Origin of the sequence: Mesorhizobium salmacidum (SeqCode) (assembly GCF_037179605.1) — a bacterium.
GTDB classification, from domain to species: Bacteria; Pseudomonadota; Alphaproteobacteria; order Rhizobiales; family Rhizobiaceae; genus Mesorhizobium; species Mesorhizobium salmacidum.
Map to the genome: position 1 here is coordinate 121,299 of NZ_JAPYKS010000016.1, position 18,454 is coordinate 139,752.

Genomic DNA, 18,454 nt, shown 5'->3' on the forward strand with positions numbered 1-18,454 from the left:
CGGAGCGGAACATGGCAGACGCTGCAGCTCACGACGGGCACGACCATAAGCCGTATCATGGCTGGGTGCGGTGGGTTTATTCGACCAACCACAAGGACATCGGTACGCTCTACCTGATCTTCGCGATCATGGCCGGCATCATCGGCGCCGCGCTTTCGGTCGCCATCCGCATGGAGCTGCAGGAGCCTGGCATCCAGATCTTCAGCGGCCTGGCGCAGATGGTCTACGGCATGAATGGTGACGCCGCGATCGACGGCGGCAAGAGCATGTATAATGCCTTCGCCACCGCGCACGCCCTGATCATGATCTTCTTCATGGTCATGCCGGCGCTTATCGGCGGTTTTGCCAACTGGATGGTGCCGATCATGATTGGCGCTCCCGACATGGCATTCCCGCGCATGAACAACATTTCGTTCTGGCTGCTGCCGCCGGCGTTCATCCTGCTGCTCACCTCGATGTTCGTTCCGAGTGCGCCTGGCGCCTTTGGCGTGGGCGGCGGCTGGACGCTCTATCCGCCGCTGTCGACTTCGGGCCAGCCCGGACCGGCCATGGATCTGGCGATCCTGTCGATCCACATCGCCGGCGCCTCGTCGATCCTCGGCGCCATCAACTTTATCACCACCATCTTCAACATGCGCGCGCCCGGCATGACCCTGCACAAGATGCCGCTGTTTGCATGGTCGGTGCTGATCACCGCATTCCTGCTGCTGTTGTCCTTGCCGGTTCTGGCCGGTGGCATCACCATGCTGCTCACCGACCGCAACTTCGGCACGACGTTCTTCGCGCCTGATGGCGGTGGTGACCCGATCCTGTTCCAGCATCTGTTCTGGTTCTTCGGTCACCCGGAAGTCTACATCCTGATCCTGCCCGGCTTCGGCATCATCAGCCACGTCATCTCGACCTTTTCGCGCAAGCCGGTGTTCGGTTATCTCGGCATGGCTTACGCGATGGTCGCGATCGGCGCCGTCGGCTTCATCGTCTGGGCGCACCACATGTACACGACCGGCCTGTCGCTCGACACGCAGCGCTATTTCGTCTTCGCCACCATGGTCATCGCGGTGCCGACGGGCGTGAAGATCTTCTCCTGGATCGCAACGATGTGGGGTGGGTCGATCTCGTTCAAGACGCCGATGCTGTGGGCGCTGGGCTTCATCTTCCTGTTCACCATCGGCGGTGTCACCGGCGTCCAGCTGGCCAATGCCGGCCTCGACCGGTCGCTGCATGACACCTATTTCGTCATTGCCCACTTCCACTACGTGCTGTCGCTGGGCGCGGTGTTCGCCATCTTCGCGGGCTGGTATTATTGGTTTCCGAAGATGACCGGCTACATGTATTCGCCTGTCATCGCCAACACCCACTTCTGGGTCACCTTCGTCGGCGTCAATCTGATCTTCTTCCCGCAGCATTTCCTCGGCCTCGCCGGCATGCCGCGCCGCACCATCGACTATCCCGACGCGTTTGCGGGCTGGAACTATGTGTCGTCCATCGGTTCTTATATCTCGGCCGTCGGCGTCCTGATCTTCCTCTACTGCGTGTTCGAAGCGTTCCAGAAGAAGCGGGTGGCCGGAGCCAACCCATGGGGCGAGGGCGCAACGACTCTCGAATGGCAGCTGCCTTCGCCGCCGCCCTTCCACCAGTGGGAGCAGCTGCCGAAGATCAGGTAAGGCGGCTCCCCTCGAATGCAAAACCGCCGGTCCGCCGGCGGTTTTGGCCAACGGAATAATGGACTTGAGTACGCATGGCCCTAGTCGACAAAACCAGCATTGACGAAGTGGGCTTCCGCATGTCGGAAGCGACGGCGGGCGATTTCTTCGCCCTCCTGAAGCCGCGCGTCATGTCGCTGGTGGTGTTCACCGCCTTTGTCGGGCTGGTCGCGGCACCGGTGACCATCAACCCGCTGCTGGCGGTGATAGCCATCCTGGCTATTGCGATTGGCGCCGGCGCCTCGGGTGCTCTCAACATGTGGTACGACGCCGACATCGACGCGGTGATGACCAGGACCGCCAGCCGCCCAATCCCGTCCGGTCGTATCCAGCCGCACGAGGCGCTCAGCTTCGGCCTGGTCCTTTCGGTCCTGTCGGTGATGACGCTCGGCGTGCTGGTCAACTGGCTGGCCGCGACGCTGCTGGCCTTCACCATCTTCTTCTATGCCGTCGTGTACACGATGTGGCTGAAACGCTCGACGCCGCAGAACATTGTCATCGGCGGCGCCGCGGGCGCCATCCCGCCGGTTATCGGCTGGGCCGCGGCGACCGGATCAGTCAGCCTCGAAAGCATCATCCTGTTCCTGATCATTTTCCTGTGGACGCCGCCGCATTTCTGGGCGCTCGCGCTGTTCAAGTCCGAGGACTATGGCCGCGCCGGCATCCCGATGATGCCGAACGTTGCCGGCCATGCATCGACCCGCCGTCAGATTTTCGCCTACGCACTGGTGCTGGCCCCGGTCGGCGTGCTGCCCTGGCTGCTCGGCTACACGACGCCATTCTATGGCGTGGCCGCTCTGCTGCTGGGCGTTGGTTTCGTCTGGTATGCCTGGAAAGTGCTTGGCATGGCCGACGACGACCGCGCCATGAAGCCGGCCAAGGCCCTGTTCGCCTATTCGCTGCTCTATCTCTTCGCCATCTTCGCCGCCTATCTGGCCGACTGTGTCGTCGAACGCGCGCTTGCCATGGGTGGGGCATGACTATGGTCGAGAAAGAACTCGAGATGGTCACCTTGACCGATCGCCAGAAGAAGGCCCAGCGCAGCCGTTCCATTGCGATAGGCGTAGCGCTGGCTCTGCTGGTCGTGATTTTCTACATCGCCACGATCGTGAAGTTCGGCCACAATTTGTCGGGCAAGATGTGATGAGCGTCGAGACGCCCAGAAAGACGGCCGGCAAGACCAGCAACCGCGTCGTCGCGGCCGTCTGCCTCGCCTTCTTCACCGGCATGATCGGCATGGCCTATGCCGCCGTGCCGCTCTACAAGATGTTCTGCCGGGCGACCGGTTACGGTGGTACCACGCAGCGTGTCGAGAGGCAGTATGCCGGCCGCGTGCTTGACCGCGAGGTCACCGTCCGCTTCGACGCCAACATTGCCGGCGTGCCTTGGGAGTTCCAGCCGGTCCAGCGCTCGATGACCATGAACATCGGGCAGACCGTGCAGGCGCACTATCAGGCGACCAACAAGTTCAATCGCCCCGTCACAGGCCGCGCCACCTTCAACGTGCAGCCGGAACTGGCCGGTCCGTACTTCAACAAGGTCGAATGCTTCTGCTTTACCGACACGACGCTGAAGCCCGGCGAGACGCTGGACATGCCGGTCCTGTTCTATGTGGACCCCGACATCGTGAATGTGCCGGAACTGAAGGACATCAAGACGATCACCCTGTCCTATACGATGTTCCCGGTCGAGAAGAACAAGCCGGTCGCCTCCTCGGAGCCGGCCAAGGGCAAAAGCAAGACAGTTTCAGATACCGAAGGAAATCTCGGGGGTTGATATGGCAGACGCGCACGCAAAACCACACCATGACTACCATCTCGTCGACCCTAGCCCGTGGCCTTTCGTGGGATCGGTCGGGGCGCTTGTCACCGCTTTTGGCGGTGTCTGCCTCATGGAATACCTGAAGGGCGGCTCCTTCCCGATCTTCGGCTTCAACATCGCCAATCCGTGGCTGTTCTTCATTGGCATCGTGATCGTCCTGTATACCATGTTCGCCTGGTGGTCTGACACGATCAAGGAAGCGCATGAGGGCCACCACACGCGCGTCGTGTCGCTCCACCTGCGCTACGGCATGATCATGTTCATCGCCTCGGAGGTGATGTTCTTCGTCGCCTGGTTCTGGGCCTATTTCGATGCCAGCCTTTTTGCCGGGGAGGTGCAGAACTACGCGCGCCACACGTTTACCGGTGGTGTCTGGCCGCCGAAGGGCATGGAGGTTCTCGATCCCTTCCATCTGCCGCTTTACAACACCGTCATCCTGCTGCTGTCGGGCACCACGGTCACCTGGGCGCATCACTCGCTCCTCCATGGCGACCGCAAGGGGCTGGTCAACGGCCTGGTGCTGACCGTCGGCCTCGGCATGCTGTTCACCATGGTGCAGGCCTACGAGTACATGCACGCGCCGTTCGGCTTCAAGGATTCCATCTACGGCGCCACCTTTTTCATGGCGACCGGCTTCCATGGCTTCCATGTCATCATCGGCACCATCTTCCTGCTGGTCTGCCTGATCCGCGCGATGAAGGGCGACTTCACCCCCAAGCAGCATTTCGGCTTCGAAGCGGCCGCCTGGTACTGGCACTTCGTCGACGTGGTCTGGCTGTTCCTGTTTGCCTCGATCTACGTCTGGGGATCGGTCGGCGCGGTGATCGAAGGTCACTGATCCCGCCTTTGGGATTCGATCAGGGAAGGCGGCCGCGGCGACGTGGCCGCCTTCTTCTTTTCGGCGCAATGATCGTCGATCGATGGAAGATGCAGCTGATCTCGGTACTTTTCGCGTTTATCGTCTTGGCATTCCCGGCTCTCGCCGGTGACAGGGTCGATCTGGTGCGTGTCCATAAGGCGGAACGGCGGCTCGAACTGATCGGCGACGGCAAGGTCCTTCGCAGCTACGGCATTGCGCTCGGTGGGGATCCCTTCGGCCACAAGCACCAGGAGGGCGATCAGCGCACGCCCGAGGGGCGTTATATCCTCGACTGGTGCAATCCCAACAGCATCGCGCACAAGTCGATCCATGTCTCTTATCCCGATGCCAAGGATCTGGCGGCCGCGAAGGCACGCAATGTCGATCCCGGCGGCATGATCATGATCCACGGCCAGCCTAACGGCTTCGGCTGGTGGGGCTGGCTGCTTCAATTGGTCGACTGGACCGATGGCAGCATTGGGGTTACGGACTCCGACATGGACGAAATCTGGGCAATGGTGGCCGATGGACGCCGATCGATATCAGGCAATGACCATGAATGAAGACAACCATGAGTGAAGATAGGGCGATCTGGCCTCCAATCGATCCGATCTCGACCGGCTTGCACGGCCGTTGCCCGCGTTGCGGCGAGGGGCGGCTGTTTTCCGGCTTTCTCACCGTCGGCAAGCGCTGCGTCAATTGCGGCCTCGACTATTCCTACGCCGATGCCGGCGACGGGCCGGCGGTCTTCGTCATCCTGATCATCGGCTTCATCATCGTCGGCCTGGCGCTCTGGGTCGAGGTGACGCTGAGCCCGCCGCTCTGGCTGCATCTGCTGATATGGATCCCACTGGCCCTGGTGCTGTGCCTGACGGCGCTCCGGTTGATCAAGGGCGTGCTGCTCACCCTGCAATACCGCAACAAAGCGGCCGAGGGTCGGCTGGACCGCGGCGAATGAGCGAGGCTTCCGTCAACGTCGGCGGCCGTTCGCGGCCGAGATCGGCACTGTTGTTCGCCCTTGGCCTTGTGCTGTTCTTGGTCTTGCTGGCGCTCGGCACATGGCAGGTCCAGCGCCTGCACTGGAAGGAAGGCCTGCTGCAGACCATCGACCAGCGCACGCATTCGGCGCCGCTGCCGCTGGCCGAGGTCGAGAAGGAATTCGCCTCGACCGGCGACGTCGACTACACGCCGGTCACTGTCACCGGCACTTTCCTGCATTCCGGCGAACGGCATTTCTACGCGACCTGGGAAGGGGATGCCGGCTTCAATGTCTACACGCCGCTGGCCCTTGACGATGGCCGTTTCGTCCTGATCAACCGTGGCTTTGTGCCCTACGACCTCAAGGACGCCGCCAAGCGCACCAAGGGACAGGTGGCGGGCAAGATCACGGTCACCGGGCTTGCCCGCAACCCGCTTCCGGCAAAGCCCTCCATGATGCTTCCCGACAATGACGTGGCCAAGAACATCTTCTACTGGAAGGACCGCGACGTCATGGCCGCGAGCGCCGGCCTGCCTGCCGGCTTCACGCTGGTGCCGATCTTCATCGATGCCGACAAGACGCCAAATCCAGGCGGCCTGCCGGTCGGAGGCGTCACCATCATCGATCTGCCGAACAGCCATCTGCAATATGCTGTCACCTGGTACGGGCTTGCCGCGGCGCTTGCCGCCGTACTCATCCTACGGCTTCGCCGGCCGGCGAAAGAGGACTGAATACGAGCGATACCCTTGACAGGGCAGGGGTGGGCACCTCATTTCGGCGCTGACGAACCGGCAGGATTTAATGCTTCACACAATCGCCAAGCCTCCTCTGACGATCCGGCTCTGCCAGCCGCGCGGTTTTTGCGCGGGCGTCGACCGTGCCATCCAGATTGTCGTGCTGGCACTGAAGAAATATGGCGCGCCGGTCTATGTCCGCCACGAGATCGTGCACAACCGCTATGTCGTCGAGGGGCTGCAAAGCCTCGGCGCCGTCTTCATCGAGGAACTTTCCGAAATTCCGGCCGAACACAGGCAGTCGCCGGTCGTCTTTTCGGCGCACGGCGTGCCCAAGTCGGTGCCGGCGGACGCGCAGGCGCGCAACCTGTTCTATCTCGACGCAACCTGTCCGCTGGTCTCCAAGGTCCACAAACAGGCGATGCGCCACCAGCGGCTTGGCCGTCACGTTCTGCTGATCGGCCATGCCGGGCACCCCGAGGTGATCGGCACCATGGGGCAGTTGCCGGAAGGCGCGGTAACGCTGATCGAGACCGAAGCCGATGCCGCCCGGCTTGTGCCGGCCGATCCCAAGGCACTCGGTTTCGTCACCCAGACCACGCTCTCGGTCGAGGATACCGCCGGCATCATCCGCGCGCTGCAGGAGCGCTTTCCGGACTTGCAGGCGCCGGCGGCGGAATCGATCTGCTACGCCACCACCAACCGCCAGGAGGCGGTCAAGGACACCGCCCCGGGCGCTGACCTTTATCTGATCGTCGGCGCCCCCAATTCCTCGAATTCGCGCCGCCTCGTCGAAGTTGCGGAACGCGCCGGCGCCGCCATGTCGCTTCTCGTGCAGCGCGCCGCTGAAATTCCGTGGAATGAGATCGGCGGCATTTCGACGCTCGGCCTGTCGGCGGGGGCATCGGCGCCTGAGATCATCGTCGACGAGATCATCGACGCGTTTCGCCAGCGTTTCGATGTGACCATCGACCTGGCCGTCACGGCCACCGAAACAGAGGATTTTCCGGTCATGCGGGTATTGCGCGATGTCGAACTGACGCCGGCCGACATGGCCTTCGTCAACGGAGCCGCGTGAACGGCCATGGCGGTCTATACAGACGTTGCGGAGGGCGAACTCGGCGCTTTCCTGAAGCACTACCCGGTCGGCGATCTCCTGTCCTACAAGGGCATCGCCGAGGGCACCGAGAATTCGAACTTCCTGCTGCACACCTCCAGCGGCTCCTACATCCTGACGCTCTATGAAAAGCGGGTCGAGAAGAAGGATCTGCCGTTCTTCCTCGGGTTGATGGGCCACCTCGCCAACAAGGGGGTGTCCTGCCCGCTGCCGGTGACCGCGCATGACGGCAGCGTCATCGGCACGCTGGCCGGCCGGCCGGCGGTCATCATCACCTTCCTCGAAGGGCTTTCGCTGCGGCGACCGGCCGCGACGCATTGCGCCGAGGTCGGCAAGGCACTGGCCGCGCTGCATCTGGCCGGCGCCGATTTTTCCATGAGGCGCCCGAACGCGCTCGCTCTCGATGGCTGGCGCAAGCTTTGGGATGCGTCTCGCGACCGCGCCGACGAGGTCGAGCCGGGCCTTGCGGCCGAGGTCGATGCCGACTTCGCCGATTTCGAGCAGAACTGGCCCAAGGGCCTTCCCGAGGGCATCATCCATGCCGATCTTTTCCCGGACAATGTCTTTTTCCTGGGCGAGAAGCTATCGGGGCTGATCGATTTCTACTTCGCCTGTGACGATCTCTACGCCTACGATGTCGCCACCTGCCTCAATGCCTGGTGCTTTGAGAAGGATTTTTCCTTCAATCTCACCAAGGGCAGGGCATTGCTTGCCGGTTATCAGAGCGTGCGCCCCCTGAGCGCGGAGGAGAAGGCGGCGCTGCCGATGCTGGCGCGCGGCTCGGCGCTGCGCTTCATGCTGACCCGGCTTTACGATTGGCTGACCGTCCCCGATGGCGGGCTGGTAATGAAACGCGACCCGACTGAATACATCAGAAGGATGCGGTTCCATCGGGCGATCAGATCTCCTTCGGAATATGGATTGGCATGAGCAAGCAGGTTGAAATCTTTACCGATGGCGCCTGTTCAGGCAATCCCGGCCCCGGCGGCTGGGGCGCCATCCTGCGCTTCAACGGCACCACCAAGGAGCTTTTCGGCGGCGAGGCCGAGACCACCAACAACCGCATGGAATTGCTGGCGGCCATTTCAGCGCTGAACGCGTTGAAGGAGCCTTGCACGGTCGAGCTTCATACCGACAGCAAATACGTCATGGACGGCATTTCCAAATGGATCCATGGCTGGAAGAGGAATGGCTGGAAGACCGCAGACAAGAAGCCGGTCAAGAACGGCGAGCTCTGGCAGGCGCTGGACGAGGCCAACCGGCGTCACAAGGTCACCTGGAACTGGGTGAAGGGCCATGCCGGCCATACCGAGAACGAGCGTGCCGACGAACTGGCAAGGGAAGGCATGGCGCCGTTCAAGAAGGGACCTTTCAGGCCGGCGGTGTCGGCACCGAAGCCCGATATCCAGGCAAAGCAGCCGCTGGTCACGAAAGCACGTCGTTCGACCCAGAGCTATTGAGCTTCTGTTCGCGGCGGCTGACCGGCCGGAGAGTTTCTGTCATGCCGATCGTCTACTACATCACCCATCCTCAGGTTCAGATCGACGCCACCATTCCGGTACCGGATTGGGGCCTGTCCGACATCGGCCGGGCCAGGGCGCACGCAATGCTGAACCAGCCGTGGATCGCATCGATCGGACATGTGGTGTCGTCGGTCGAACGCAAGGCCATCGAAACCGCCGAAGTGCTCGGGCGGCATCTAAATCTTGCCGTAAAGGTGAGGGAGCGGATGCATGAGAACGACCGGTCGGCGACGGGTTTCCTGCCGCCTCCGGAGTTCGAGGCGGTCGCCGATCAGTTCTTCGCCAATCCGCACGAAAGCATTCGTGGCTGGGAGCGGGCCATCAATGCCCAACAGCACATCGTGAGCGAGGTCGAGGCCGTGCTCGGCGTCAACGACGCTGACAACATTGCTTTTGTGGGCCATTGCGGTGTCGGAACACTGCTGCTGCTCTCCCTCAGCGGACGGCAGATCTGCCGCGAAGCGGATCAGCCGGCGGGCGGCGGCAATTATTTTGCTTACAATACCGGTGCGCGCCACGTTATCCGTGGATGGCAGCCGATCGACAGGCTGGAACAGTCCTGATTTTAGCGGATCAGCAGCGCCGTAACCCAAAGCCCGAGTGCGAACACCGTGTGCGAGACCAGATTGAGGGCGCGGATCTGCATCGGATTCGGCCGCTTTGAAGCCGCCCAACCGGCGCCCATGCCTGGCGCCAGCAGGAACCACCCGGCGCCGACGGTGACGATGGCGAGGATGAAGGCCGGCAGGAAGGTCGGGGAGGCTAGCCAGCCTGCGCCCGCCAGCACCACCAGGACAATGCCGTAGACGATGCCGACGAAGTAATGGAAAGCCCAGCCCAGCGCCTTCTCATGGACGTAGGGCGCCGCATTACCGATATCGTCATGAAACACCTTGTCGCCGAGGTGCCAGACCCAGCGCCCGACCGGGCCCCAGTTCGGCCGTGGCTGGCCAAACGCCTTGTGCAGGAAAAAGGCCCAGACGTCCATCAGAACGGTGGCGCCGACGCCGATCGCGATAGCGCGCCAGAAGATATCAAACATCGTTGATCCCTCGAAAATCGGCAGTTCTGGAGCGCAGCCGCATGTCTGGCGAGGCCAGCCGTTGCGGCCTCGCCTGACCGGCCGTCGAAGCTCAGAGCTGGCCGAGAATATGAGCCGCGCCGGACTCATCGACACCGGGTTTGGTCTCGACATTGAGCGCGGTGACCTTGCCGTCGTCGATAATCATCGAGAACCGCTTCGAGCGCAGGCCCATGCCGCCACCGGAGTAGTCCGCGTCAAGACCGACCGCCTTGGCGAAATCGCCATTGCCGTCGGCGAGGAACAGGATCTTGCCTTCGCCACCGGTGAAGCGCGCCCAGGCGCCCATGACGTGGACGTCGTTGACTGAAACGACAGCGATGGTGTCGACGCCACGCGCCAGGATCGCATCATGGTTCTCGAGATAGCCGGGCAGATGGTTATTGCTGCAGGTAGGCGTGAAGGCGCCGGGAACGCCGAACAGCACCACTTTCTTGCCCGGAAAAATCTCGGCCGACGTGATCGGCTTCGCGCCGTCGGCTGTCATGGTCTTGAAGGTCGCCTCGGGCAGCTTGTCGCCAACGGAGATGGTCATGAGTTCCTCGCTTGGGGAATGGGGAAGGACGCGTGCTTGCCTAGCGAACTCGGTGGCTTCCTGCAACCATCGCGGCAGTAGCTTCAGTACATGTCGCCCAAAGTGCGCAGCGGTCTTAGGCTGACGACATGTACAAGGAGATGACCTTGGAGCGCATCGTACGGGTTCGTTTCAATACGACGCGCTTCAAGGGAAAGGCAGCAGCCCTTCGACCGCGCCCGCCGAACTCGTCAGCGTGTAGTGGAGCCCGCCGTCCGTCGGCGTTGTCGAGGGGCGATCGAGGATCGGCACGGTGAAGATCAGCTTGCCGTCTTTTTCCGCGCGGGAGGAGGTGCCGAACATATAATCGCGCTCGCCGGCGACGAAGAAATCCGCTGCCTGCGGATCGCCAGGGAAGCTCGCCTCGACAACCAGCGTTTCGTGATCGCCCGGCAGCACCTTGACGCCAAAATCGGGTCTTGCAGGTGCCGGCAATGCCGTGAAACTCGCCTTTACCAATGCCGCGTCGTCGGCATTGTCGGGATCGGAAGCTGGGTCGACGCTCAGCCGTGTCTGCACCGGGATGCAGATGGTTTCACAAATGCCGAGAAAAATGTCGGCATCGATGACGGCCGGCTGGTCCGGCGTCGCCAGCGTGAACGTCACCGGCAGCGAAACCGGATAGTTGTAGCCGGCCCATTTGCCATAACCATCGTCGTGGCGCTGCGGTGCGGGAAACGACAGTGTCGCATCGGCAATATTGGTGCTGGCCGAAATGTCCAGCTGCGGCGGCACACCTGCGTCACCCGGATCGCGCCAGTAAGTCTTCCAGCCGGGTTTGAGCACGATATCGAGAACACCCTGGATGCGGCCGGCGTCGTCCGGCTCGCCGCTGGTCACCAGCCGCACCTTGCCGCCTTCGCTGTTGTACCAGGCGGATGAGGAGGCGGTGGCGGGGAGGGCGACCGCCAATCCGATGGCAGTACCGAGCAACAGGATTTTCAAGCTTTGCATGGCGATGATTTGATCGTCCCTTCGTGGCCGCGCAATGATTTGATGGCCCTTGCTGATATCATATTTGCGTGACCTGCGCGGGCAAGCCAAGGCCGGCCCCGCAATGTGGGCTTTGGTCGAATCCGGTACTGCGCATCTTTTCGGCGCCCGGGAAACGCGTTACGCTCACTGGCATGGATTTGTTGCGCCACAAGAAGACAGCCGCCGGGCGCGGCTTTCTCGACGATCAGTTCCTGATTGCCATGCCCGGCATGAAGGACGACCGGTTCACGCGCTCGGTCATCTACATCTGCGCCCACAGCGATGAAGGTGCGATGGGCCTGATCATCAACCAGACGCAGCAGATGCTGTTTCCGGACCTTTTGGTGCAGCTCGGCATCATGAACGAGCTGGAGGCGATCCGCCTTCCGGCGCAGGCGCGCGATTTCGTCGTGCGCAATGGCGGGCCTGTCGACCGCAGCCGGGGCTTCGTCCTGCATTCGGGCGACTACCGCGTGGACTCCTCGCTCACCGTTTCCGACGACATCTGCCTGACCGCGACCGTCGACATATTGCGGGCGATATCGTCAGGGCGAGGGCCGCGCCGCGCGCTGATGGCGCTCGGCTATTCGGGTTGGGGCGCCGGCCAACTGGAAACCGAGATCGCCGAAAATGGCTGGCTGACTTGCCCGGCGACGCCGGAATTGCTGTTCGACGCCGATATCGAGCGCAAATACGACCGGATTCTCGCCTCGATCGGCATCGATCTCGCCCATCTCAGCCTGGCTGCCGGCCACGCCTGAGATTCTCTCAGACCTGGGTTAGCGGATACTGCTCCTTCAGCGTCTTCAGCACTTGGTCGCCCGGCATCGGCGCGCCGAACATGAAGCTCTGCACATATTCGCAGCCCATCTGACGCAGCTCCAGCGCATCGCGCTCGTCTGATATGCCTTCGGCGACCACCGACAGGCCGAGCTCATGCGCCATGTTGACCATGGATTTGAGCAGCACCGCGCGTTTTGGCGTGCTGTCGTCGACGAAGCTCTTGTCGATTTTGATGGTGTCGAACGGGAACCGCGTCAGATAGGCGAGCGATGAATAGCCGGTGCCGAAATCGTCCAGCGACAGGCCGATGCCGAGCTGCTTCAGCTTGGTCAGTACGTGGGCCGTCTGCTCGGGATTGTCCATGACCAGGGATTCGGTGAGTTCGAGCCGGAAGCAGCGCGGCTTCAAATTGGCGCGCGCGATCACGGAACGCACATCGCTGACGAGGTCGCGGCGGATGAGCTGGCGGCTGGACAGGTTGACCGAGACCGACAGCGGCGCGTCGCCGATCTGCTTTTGCCATCCTGCGAGATCCTCGGCTGCCTGCTGCATGGCAAACAGCCCAAGCTGCACGATCAGCCCGCAGCTTTCGGCGACCGGGATGAAATCGGCCGGCGGGATCATGCCGCGGCGTGGATGGTCCCAGCGCAGCAACGCTTCGAAGCCGGCGACGCTGCCGTCTTCCAGGCGCACGATCGGCTGATAGGCCAGCGTGAATTCGCGCCGTTCGATGGCGCGACGCAGGTCGGATTCGAACTGCAGACGGTCGGTGCCGACTGTGCGGAAAGCCGGCCGGAACGGCTCGATCCTGTCGCCGCCGAAACGCTTGGCCTGATGCATGGCGAGCTCCGCATCCTTGACCATGTCCTCGGCCGAGGTCTGCGCCGAGGTCCAGGTGATCAGGCCGATCGAGGCGGTCAGCACGATCTCGCGCTTGGCAAAGGTGATCGGATTGTTGATCGCATGCTTGATCGCATCGGCCACGCCGGCGATGCGGGCGGGATCCTGCTCGGACAGCAGCATCAGCGCGAACTGGTCGCCGGCGAAGCGCGACAGCGAATCCTTCGGCTTTAACAGCCGGTGCAGGCGCCGCGCTATGGTGAGCAGGATGGTGTCGCCGGCCGAGATGCCGAGCCCATCATTGACCTGCTTGAAGCGGTCGATGTCGATCACGAAGACGGTCGGCCGCACCTTCTCTTCGGTGCGGGCGATCGAGATGATCGCCTCCAGCCGGTTCATGAACAATTCGCGGTTCGGCAGGCCGGTCAGATTGTCGTGCACGGCGTCGTGCAGCAGCCGCTCCTCGGATTTCTTCTGTTCGGTTACGTCGACCATGGTGCCGACGCAGCGGATCACCTCGCCGTCCGACCCGATCACCGGGCGCGCGCGCAAGGCAAACCAGTGATAGTGCCCGTCCGCGCCGCGCAGGCGGAAATTCTGCGCCACCTTGCCACGGCGATGCTCCAGAACGACGTCGAGCGTCGTGCGGAATGTGTCGCGGTCATCGGCATGCAGCACCGGCAGCCAGTTGCGCGCGGCACCGCCCAGGCTGTTGGGGGCAAGGCCGAGCTGGATGCTGACATCGGGTTTGGTCACCACGCGGTCGCGCAGCACGTCCCAGTCCCACACCGTATCGCCCGACCCGGCGACGGCCAGCGCCTGTCGCTCGAGATCGGAGAACAGCCCCTGATGCAGCGCACCGCCTGCAAAGGCGTGCTGCATGACGGTGAAGCCGATCAGCAGGATGATCAGGATCAGCCCACCGCCGAGCGCCGGCTGGGCGATGTCGTTGTCGAGCATGCCGGTGATCGCCATCCATGATCCGCATAGCCATAACAGCACCATGACCCAACTGGGCACCAGCATGATCGCTCGGTCATAACCACGAATACCGAGGAAGATGATCAGGCCGAGCCCGGTCAGCGCCGTGGCGGCAAACGAGATGCGGGCAATGCCGGCGGCAACCGCCGGATCGACGATGGCGACGCCGGCGATCAGCAGCAGGCCCAGAATCCAGACCAGGGCGCCATAGCTGAAATGGCCATGCCATCGGTTGAGGTTGAGATAAGCGAACAGGAAGACCACGAAGGTCGCCGCCAGCGCCACCTCCGTTCCGGCCCGCCACATTTGCTCGTTGCCGGGCGAAATCTCGATGACCTTGTTGAGGAAGCCGAAATCGACGCAGATATAGGCAAGCACCGCCCAGGCAAGGGCCGCCGTCGCCGGGAACATCGACGTCCCTTTGACGACGAACAATATGGTCAGGAACAGCGCCAGAAGGCCTGCGATGCCGATGACGATGCCACGAAACAGCGTGTAGGAATTGACCGAGTCCTTGTAGGATTCCGGATCCCAGAGGTAGACCTGCGGCAGCTTCGGCGAGGCAAGCTCGGCGATGAAGGTGATCACCGTGCCGGGGTTCAGCGTCACCCGGAACACGTCGGCGTCGGGGCTGGTCTGGCGGTCGAGCGCGAAGCCTTCGCTGGGCGTGATGGCTGCGATGCGCGTCGAGCCCAGATCCGGCCAGAAGATGCCGGAATTGACCAGCCGGAAATGCGGCGCGACGATCAGCCTGTCGAGCTGCTGGTCGGTGGTGTTGGCGAGCGCGAAAACCGCCCAGTCGCCGGTCGAGCGGGCATCGTTGGCCTCGACCTCGATGCGCCGCACGATGCCGTCCGGCCCGGGCGCGGTCGACACCTGGAAGTTCTCACCCTGGTTGCGGTAGATCTCGACAGCGCGCGAAAGGTCGAGCGCGACATCGTCGCGCGCAATCTTGATGGGTTCGACGGCAAAGGCCGATGAAGCGGCGCACAGCGTCAGCATCGTCGCCAGCAGAAAGGCGATCAGCGGCCCGTTTCGCAGGAAATTCGTCAAAATCAGTCCTTCGTTCCAGCGCCCGGCGGATCGTCGGCGATCCGGGCGTAGAGGTAGTGGTCCTGCCAGAGGCCGTTGATCCTGAGATAGGATCGCAGAAGTCCTTCGCGCCGGAATCCGGCTTTTTCAAGCACGCGGATCGACCTGATATTGTCGGGAATACAGGCGGCTTCGATCCGGTGCAACCTCAGCGTATCGAAGGCGAAGCGGGCCACCACCTTGACCGCGTCGGTCATCAGGCCGCGGCCGCCGAAGCGCTCGCCGATCCAGTAGCCGACATGGCCACTTTGCGAGACGCCGTGGCGTATGTTGCCGAGCGTGATGCCGCCCGCGAGCTTGCCGCTCGACTTCTCGAAGATGAAGAAGGCGATCGCGGTTCCCTGCGCATAGTCCTCGCGATAGCGGCTGATGCGCAGGCGCCATGCCGTGCGATCGAGTTCGTCCGGGGTCCAGCGCGGCTCCCACGGCTCCAGGAACGCCCGGCTTTCGCCGCGCACCGTCGACCACTCGCGGTAGTCGTTGGTGAACGGCACGCGCAGCGTGACCAGGTTGCCCTTCAGTGCCGGCAGGTCACGGCGAAAGAAAGGGAGCGCGAACACGGCGCTGGGGACTTAGACGGCGAGCCTGCGGGCCGTGGTCTGCGTGCCCGGAAGCGAATCAAGGATCGCCTCGTATGGCGCCAGCGTACCCACGGGCCCGACAGCTGTAAGCGTCGGCTTGGTCGAGAACATCCGCGACGACAGATCGGTCAGGCGCTCGACCGTCAGCGCCGCCAGCCGCTCCATCAGCTCTTCCTTTGCGATCGGCCTGCCGAAAAGGAGCAGTTGCCGCGCGATCTGCGAGGCGCGGCTGGCAGGGCTTTCGGCGGACATGATCAGCCCGGCGCGATACTGGGCGCGTGCACGGTCGAGCTCTTCCTGCAGGATGCTGTCGCCGACCTTCTGCAACTCGTCGACGATGACGGGCACCAGTTTGGCGATGTCGCTTTGCCCCGTGGCGGCATGGACGCCGAATATGCCCGTGTCGGAAAAGCCCCAGTGAAAGGCATAGACCGAGTAGCAGAGACCGCGTTTCTCGCGAACTTCCTGGAACAGACGCGATGACATGCCGCCGCCGAGAATCATCGACAATACCTGCGATGCGTAGAAATCGCGCACATGGTAGGCGCGGCCCTCGAAGCCCAGCACGATCTGCGCGTCCATCAGGTCGCGGTCCTCGCGGAAATCCCCGCCCACATATTGCGCATATTGCGGAATGGTGCTGTCGGCTTTGCTGCGGAAACCGCCGAGCCGGTTTTCGACCTCGCGCACGAACTTGTCGTGCTTGATGTCGCCCGCGGCCACGATCACCATCCGCTCGGCGCCATACTGGCGTTCGATGAAATCGTGCAACTGCTTGGAAGTGAAGGATTTTACGGTTTCGGGCGTGCCCAGGATCGAGCGGCCAATGGTCTGGTGGCGGAAGGCCGTCTCGGTGAAACGGTCAAAGACGATGTCGTCTGGCGTGTCGTGCGCGGCGCCGATCTCCTGCAGGATGACATGCTGCTCGCGCTCGAGTTCCTGCGGGTCGAATTCGGACTCCTGCAGGATGTCGGACAGGATGTCGACGGCCAGCGGCACATCGTCGGAGAGCACCCTGGCGTAGTAGGATGTGGTCTCGACGCTGGTGGCGGCATTGATCTCGCCGCCGACGTCCTCGATTTCCGAGGCGATCTCGAAGGCGCTCCGCCGCTTCGTCCCCTTGAACGCCATGTGCTCGAGCAGATGGGCCATGCCATGCTCTTCTTCGCGTTCATTGCGGGCACCCGACTTGACCCAGGCACCCAAGGCAACCGATTCGATACTTGGAAGGGTTTCGGTGGCGACTGTCAGGCCGTTCGACAGACGGCTTACCTCAACACCCATATGGCTCGTACTCCTTAACGCGCCGCCCGCGCGCGGCGGCTGACGTAATCTTCCACCATTTTGAGGTCGGATGGAAGTACCGTGTATTTTTCCTCAAATGTCATCAATCCCCCTAGCCATGCGGGCAGGGCGGGCGAGACCCCGCTGGCGGCCTCGACGGCGGCCGGGAATTTCGCCGGATGGGCGGTGCCCAGCACCACCATCGGCACCGCGCCAGTCTTGCCCGCCGCCACGTGCATGGCTGCCGCCGTATGCGGATCGAGCAGGTAGTTGCTGTTTGCCAGCGTCGAGCGAATGGTGGCGGCGACCTCGTCCATGTCAGCGCGGCCGGCATCGAATTCGGACCGCATCCCGGCGATTTCCGCGGCGTCGATGGTGAAGGCGCCCGATTGTTTGAGGCCTGCCATGTAACGTCGAACGGTCGCCGCGTCGCGGTTCGACGCCTCGAACAGCAGGCGTTCGAAATTCGATGACACCTGGATGTCCATCGATGGCGAGGTGGTCGCAAAGACCCCCTTGGTGCGGTATTCGCCGGTCGCGAAGGTGCGTGCCAATATGTCGTTGTCGTTGGTGGCGATGACCAGCCGGTCGATCGGCAGGCCCATCTTCTTGGCGGCGTAGCCGGCGAAGATATCGCCGAAATTGCCGGTCGGCACCGTGAACGACACCGGCCTGTCCGGCGCGCCGAGCGACAGCGCCGAGGAGAAATAATAGACGATCTGGGCCATGATGCGCGCCCAGTTGATCGAATTGACCCCCGACAGCGACACCCGGTCGCGGAAGCCGTGATCGTTGAACATATCCTTCAGCAGGCCCTGACAATCGTCGAAATTGCCCTCGATCGCCAGCGCATGGACATTTTCAGCCGTCGACGTTGTCATCTGCCGCTGCTGCACCGGCGAGACGCGGCCATGCGGAAAAAGGATGAAGATGTCGGTGCGGCTGCGCCCCGCAAAGGCATCGATGGCCGCGCCGCCGGTATCGCCCGACGTGGCGCCGACGATGGTCGCATGGTGGCCGCGTTCGGCAAGCACATGGTCCATCAACCGGGCAAGCAACTGCATCGCCACGTCCTTGAACGCCAGTGTCGGCCCATGAAAGAGTTCGAGGACAAAAGTGTTGGCGCCGGTCTGCACCAACGGGCAGACAGCCTCATGGCGGAAGGTGGCATACGCTTCGCGGACGAGGCGCTCGAAGACAGGCGCGGCGATCTCGCCGCCCAGAAATGGCGTCAACACGCGGATGGCGAGGTCGGGATAGGCAAGGCCGCGCATGGCGCGGATGTCGGCTGCCGAGAAGCGCGGCCATTCGCGCGGCACATAGAGCCCGCCATCGCGCGCCAGCCCAGCCAGGATGGCATCGGAAAATCCAAGCGCGGGCGCTTCCCCGCGGGTACTCACATAATGCATGTCACAGATCCGTTTGCCGCCTGGTTTTTTCGTTCACCACAAGGTGGTTAATTTCTGCACCGGCTCTAGTCGCATTTTTGCCGCGCGGTTGATATACGTCACCAGCTTTGCGAGAGGG

General features: G+C 62.8%; 20 protein-coding genes. 13 read left to right on the forward strand and 7 right to left on the reverse strand.

Annotated features, from left to right (window positions below):
- Positions 1-11: 11 nt before the first annotated feature.
- From ctaD to O7A60_RS21570, 12 genes are all read left to right on the forward strand, one after another.
- Positions 12-1,664, forward strand: coding sequence for a cytochrome c oxidase subunit I (gene ctaD, locus O7A60_RS21515; protein WP_027142356.1), 1,653 nt, complete (start codon positions 12-14; stop codon positions 1,662-1,664).
- 74 nt (positions 1,665-1,738) lie between these two features.
- Positions 1,739-2,683: a heme o synthase gene (locus O7A60_RS21520; protein WP_337107916.1), complete on the forward strand. Its 945-nt coding sequence runs from the start codon at positions 1,739-1,741 to the stop codon at positions 2,681-2,683.
- A 2-nt stretch (positions 2,684-2,685) separates the two neighbouring features.
- Positions 2,686-2,847: a hypothetical protein gene (locus O7A60_RS21525; RefSeq protein ID WP_084636429.1), complete on the forward strand. Its 162-nt coding sequence runs from the start codon at positions 2,686-2,688 to the stop codon at positions 2,845-2,847.
- On the forward strand, positions 2,847-3,479 hold the full coding sequence (locus tag O7A60_RS21530) for a cytochrome c oxidase assembly protein (protein ID WP_337107917.1): 633 nt from the start codon (positions 2,847-2,849) through the stop codon (positions 3,477-3,479). The genes O7A60_RS21525 and O7A60_RS21530 overlap by 1 nt, the downstream gene beginning before the upstream one ends.
- Position 3,480: 1 nt before the next feature.
- Complete coding sequence (locus O7A60_RS21535) at positions 3,481-4,362, forward strand: cytochrome c oxidase subunit 3 (protein WP_027142360.1); 882 nt, start codon at positions 3,481-3,483, stop codon at positions 4,360-4,362.
- A gap of 89 nt (positions 4,363-4,451) precedes the next feature.
- Complete coding sequence (locus O7A60_RS21540; RefSeq protein ID WP_337107918.1) at positions 4,452-4,946, forward strand: L,D-transpeptidase family protein; 495 nt, start codon at positions 4,452-4,454, stop codon at positions 4,944-4,946.
- An 8-nt stretch (positions 4,947-4,954) separates the two neighbouring features.
- Positions 4,955-5,341 carry a DUF983 domain-containing protein gene (locus tag O7A60_RS21545; protein WP_337107919.1) on the forward strand — a complete coding sequence of 129 codons (387 nt, stop codon included), beginning with the start codon at positions 4,955-4,957 and terminating at the stop codon, positions 5,339-5,341.
- On the forward strand, positions 5,338-6,093 hold the full coding sequence (locus O7A60_RS21550; protein WP_337107920.1) for an SURF1 family protein: 756 nt from the start codon (positions 5,338-5,340) through the stop codon (positions 6,091-6,093). The genes O7A60_RS21545 and O7A60_RS21550 overlap by 4 nt, the downstream gene beginning before the upstream one ends.
- A 70-nt stretch (positions 6,094-6,163) precedes the next feature.
- Positions 6,164-7,174, forward strand: a complete 1,011-nt coding sequence (ispH, locus tag O7A60_RS21555; protein WP_027142363.1) for a 4-hydroxy-3-methylbut-2-enyl diphosphate reductase — start codon at positions 6,164-6,166, stop codon at positions 7,172-7,174.
- A 6-nt stretch (positions 7,175-7,180) separates the two neighbouring features.
- Positions 7,181-8,143 carry a homoserine kinase gene (locus O7A60_RS21560; RefSeq protein ID WP_337107921.1) on the forward strand — a complete coding sequence of 321 codons (963 nt, stop codon included), beginning with the start codon at positions 7,181-7,183 and terminating at the stop codon, positions 8,141-8,143.
- Positions 8,140-8,673 (forward strand): ribonuclease HI, encoded by a 534-nt coding sequence (gene rnhA / locus O7A60_RS21565; protein WP_027142365.1) that lies wholly within the window; start codon positions 8,140-8,142, stop codon positions 8,671-8,673. Before O7A60_RS21560 ends, rnhA begins: the two co-directional genes overlap by 4 nt.
- Before the next feature lie 41 nt (positions 8,674-8,714).
- Positions 8,715-9,299, forward strand: coding sequence for a histidine phosphatase family protein (locus O7A60_RS21570; RefSeq protein ID WP_337107922.1), 585 nt, complete (start codon positions 8,715-8,717; stop codon positions 9,297-9,299).
- Positions 9,300-9,301: 2 nt separating this feature from the next.
- Here the strand turns inward: O7A60_RS21570 and O7A60_RS21575 are convergent, their stop codons facing one another.
- The 3 genes from O7A60_RS21575 to O7A60_RS21585 form a co-directional block, all read right to left on the reverse strand.
- Positions 9,302-9,778, reverse strand: a complete 477-nt coding sequence (locus O7A60_RS21575; protein ID WP_337107923.1) for a DUF2938 domain-containing protein — start codon at positions 9,776-9,778, stop codon at positions 9,302-9,304.
- A 91-nt stretch (positions 9,779-9,869) separates the two neighbouring features.
- Positions 9,870-10,352: a peroxiredoxin gene (locus O7A60_RS21580; RefSeq protein WP_015318782.1), complete on the reverse strand. Its 483-nt coding sequence runs from the start codon at positions 10,350-10,352 to the stop codon at positions 9,870-9,872.
- Between the two features lie 186 nt (positions 10,353-10,538).
- The gene (locus O7A60_RS21585) at positions 10,539-11,345 is read right to left on the reverse strand and encodes a protein-disulfide reductase DsbD domain-containing protein (RefSeq protein WP_337107924.1); all 807 of its coding nucleotides are present in this window, start codon (positions 11,343-11,345) and stop codon (positions 10,539-10,541) included.
- A 173-nt stretch (positions 11,346-11,518) separates the two neighbouring features.
- Here O7A60_RS21585 and O7A60_RS21590 point away from each other — a divergent pair, with 173 nt between their 5' ends.
- Positions 11,519-12,127 (forward strand): YqgE/AlgH family protein, encoded by a 609-nt coding sequence (locus O7A60_RS21590; RefSeq protein ID WP_027142370.1) that lies wholly within the window; start codon positions 11,519-11,521, stop codon positions 12,125-12,127.
- Positions 12,128-12,134: 7 nt separating this feature from the next.
- Here O7A60_RS21590 and O7A60_RS21595 read toward each other — a convergent pair whose 3' ends face one another.
- The 4 genes from O7A60_RS21595 to thrC are packed head-to-tail and all read right to left on the reverse strand — an operon-like array spanning position 12,135 to position 18,336.
- Positions 12,135-15,023 (reverse strand): EAL domain-containing protein, encoded by a 2,889-nt coding sequence (locus O7A60_RS21595; RefSeq protein ID WP_337107925.1) that lies wholly within the window; start codon positions 15,021-15,023, stop codon positions 12,135-12,137.
- Between the two features lie 2 nt (positions 15,024-15,025).
- The gene (locus O7A60_RS21600; RefSeq protein WP_027142372.1) at positions 15,026-15,622 is read right to left on the reverse strand and encodes a GNAT family N-acetyltransferase; all 597 of its coding nucleotides are present in this window, start codon (positions 15,620-15,622) and stop codon (positions 15,026-15,028) included.
- Positions 15,623-15,634: 12 nt separating this feature from the next.
- Entirely contained in the window at positions 15,635-16,927 is a 1,293-nt protein-coding gene (locus tag O7A60_RS21605; protein WP_140507776.1) for a M16 family metallopeptidase, read from the reverse strand.
- A 14-nt stretch (positions 16,928-16,941) separates the two neighbouring features.
- Positions 16,942-18,336 (reverse strand): threonine synthase, encoded by a 1,395-nt coding sequence (gene thrC / locus O7A60_RS21610; protein ID WP_337107926.1) that lies wholly within the window; start codon positions 18,334-18,336, stop codon positions 16,942-16,944.
- Positions 18,337-18,454: the final 118 nt, after the last annotated feature.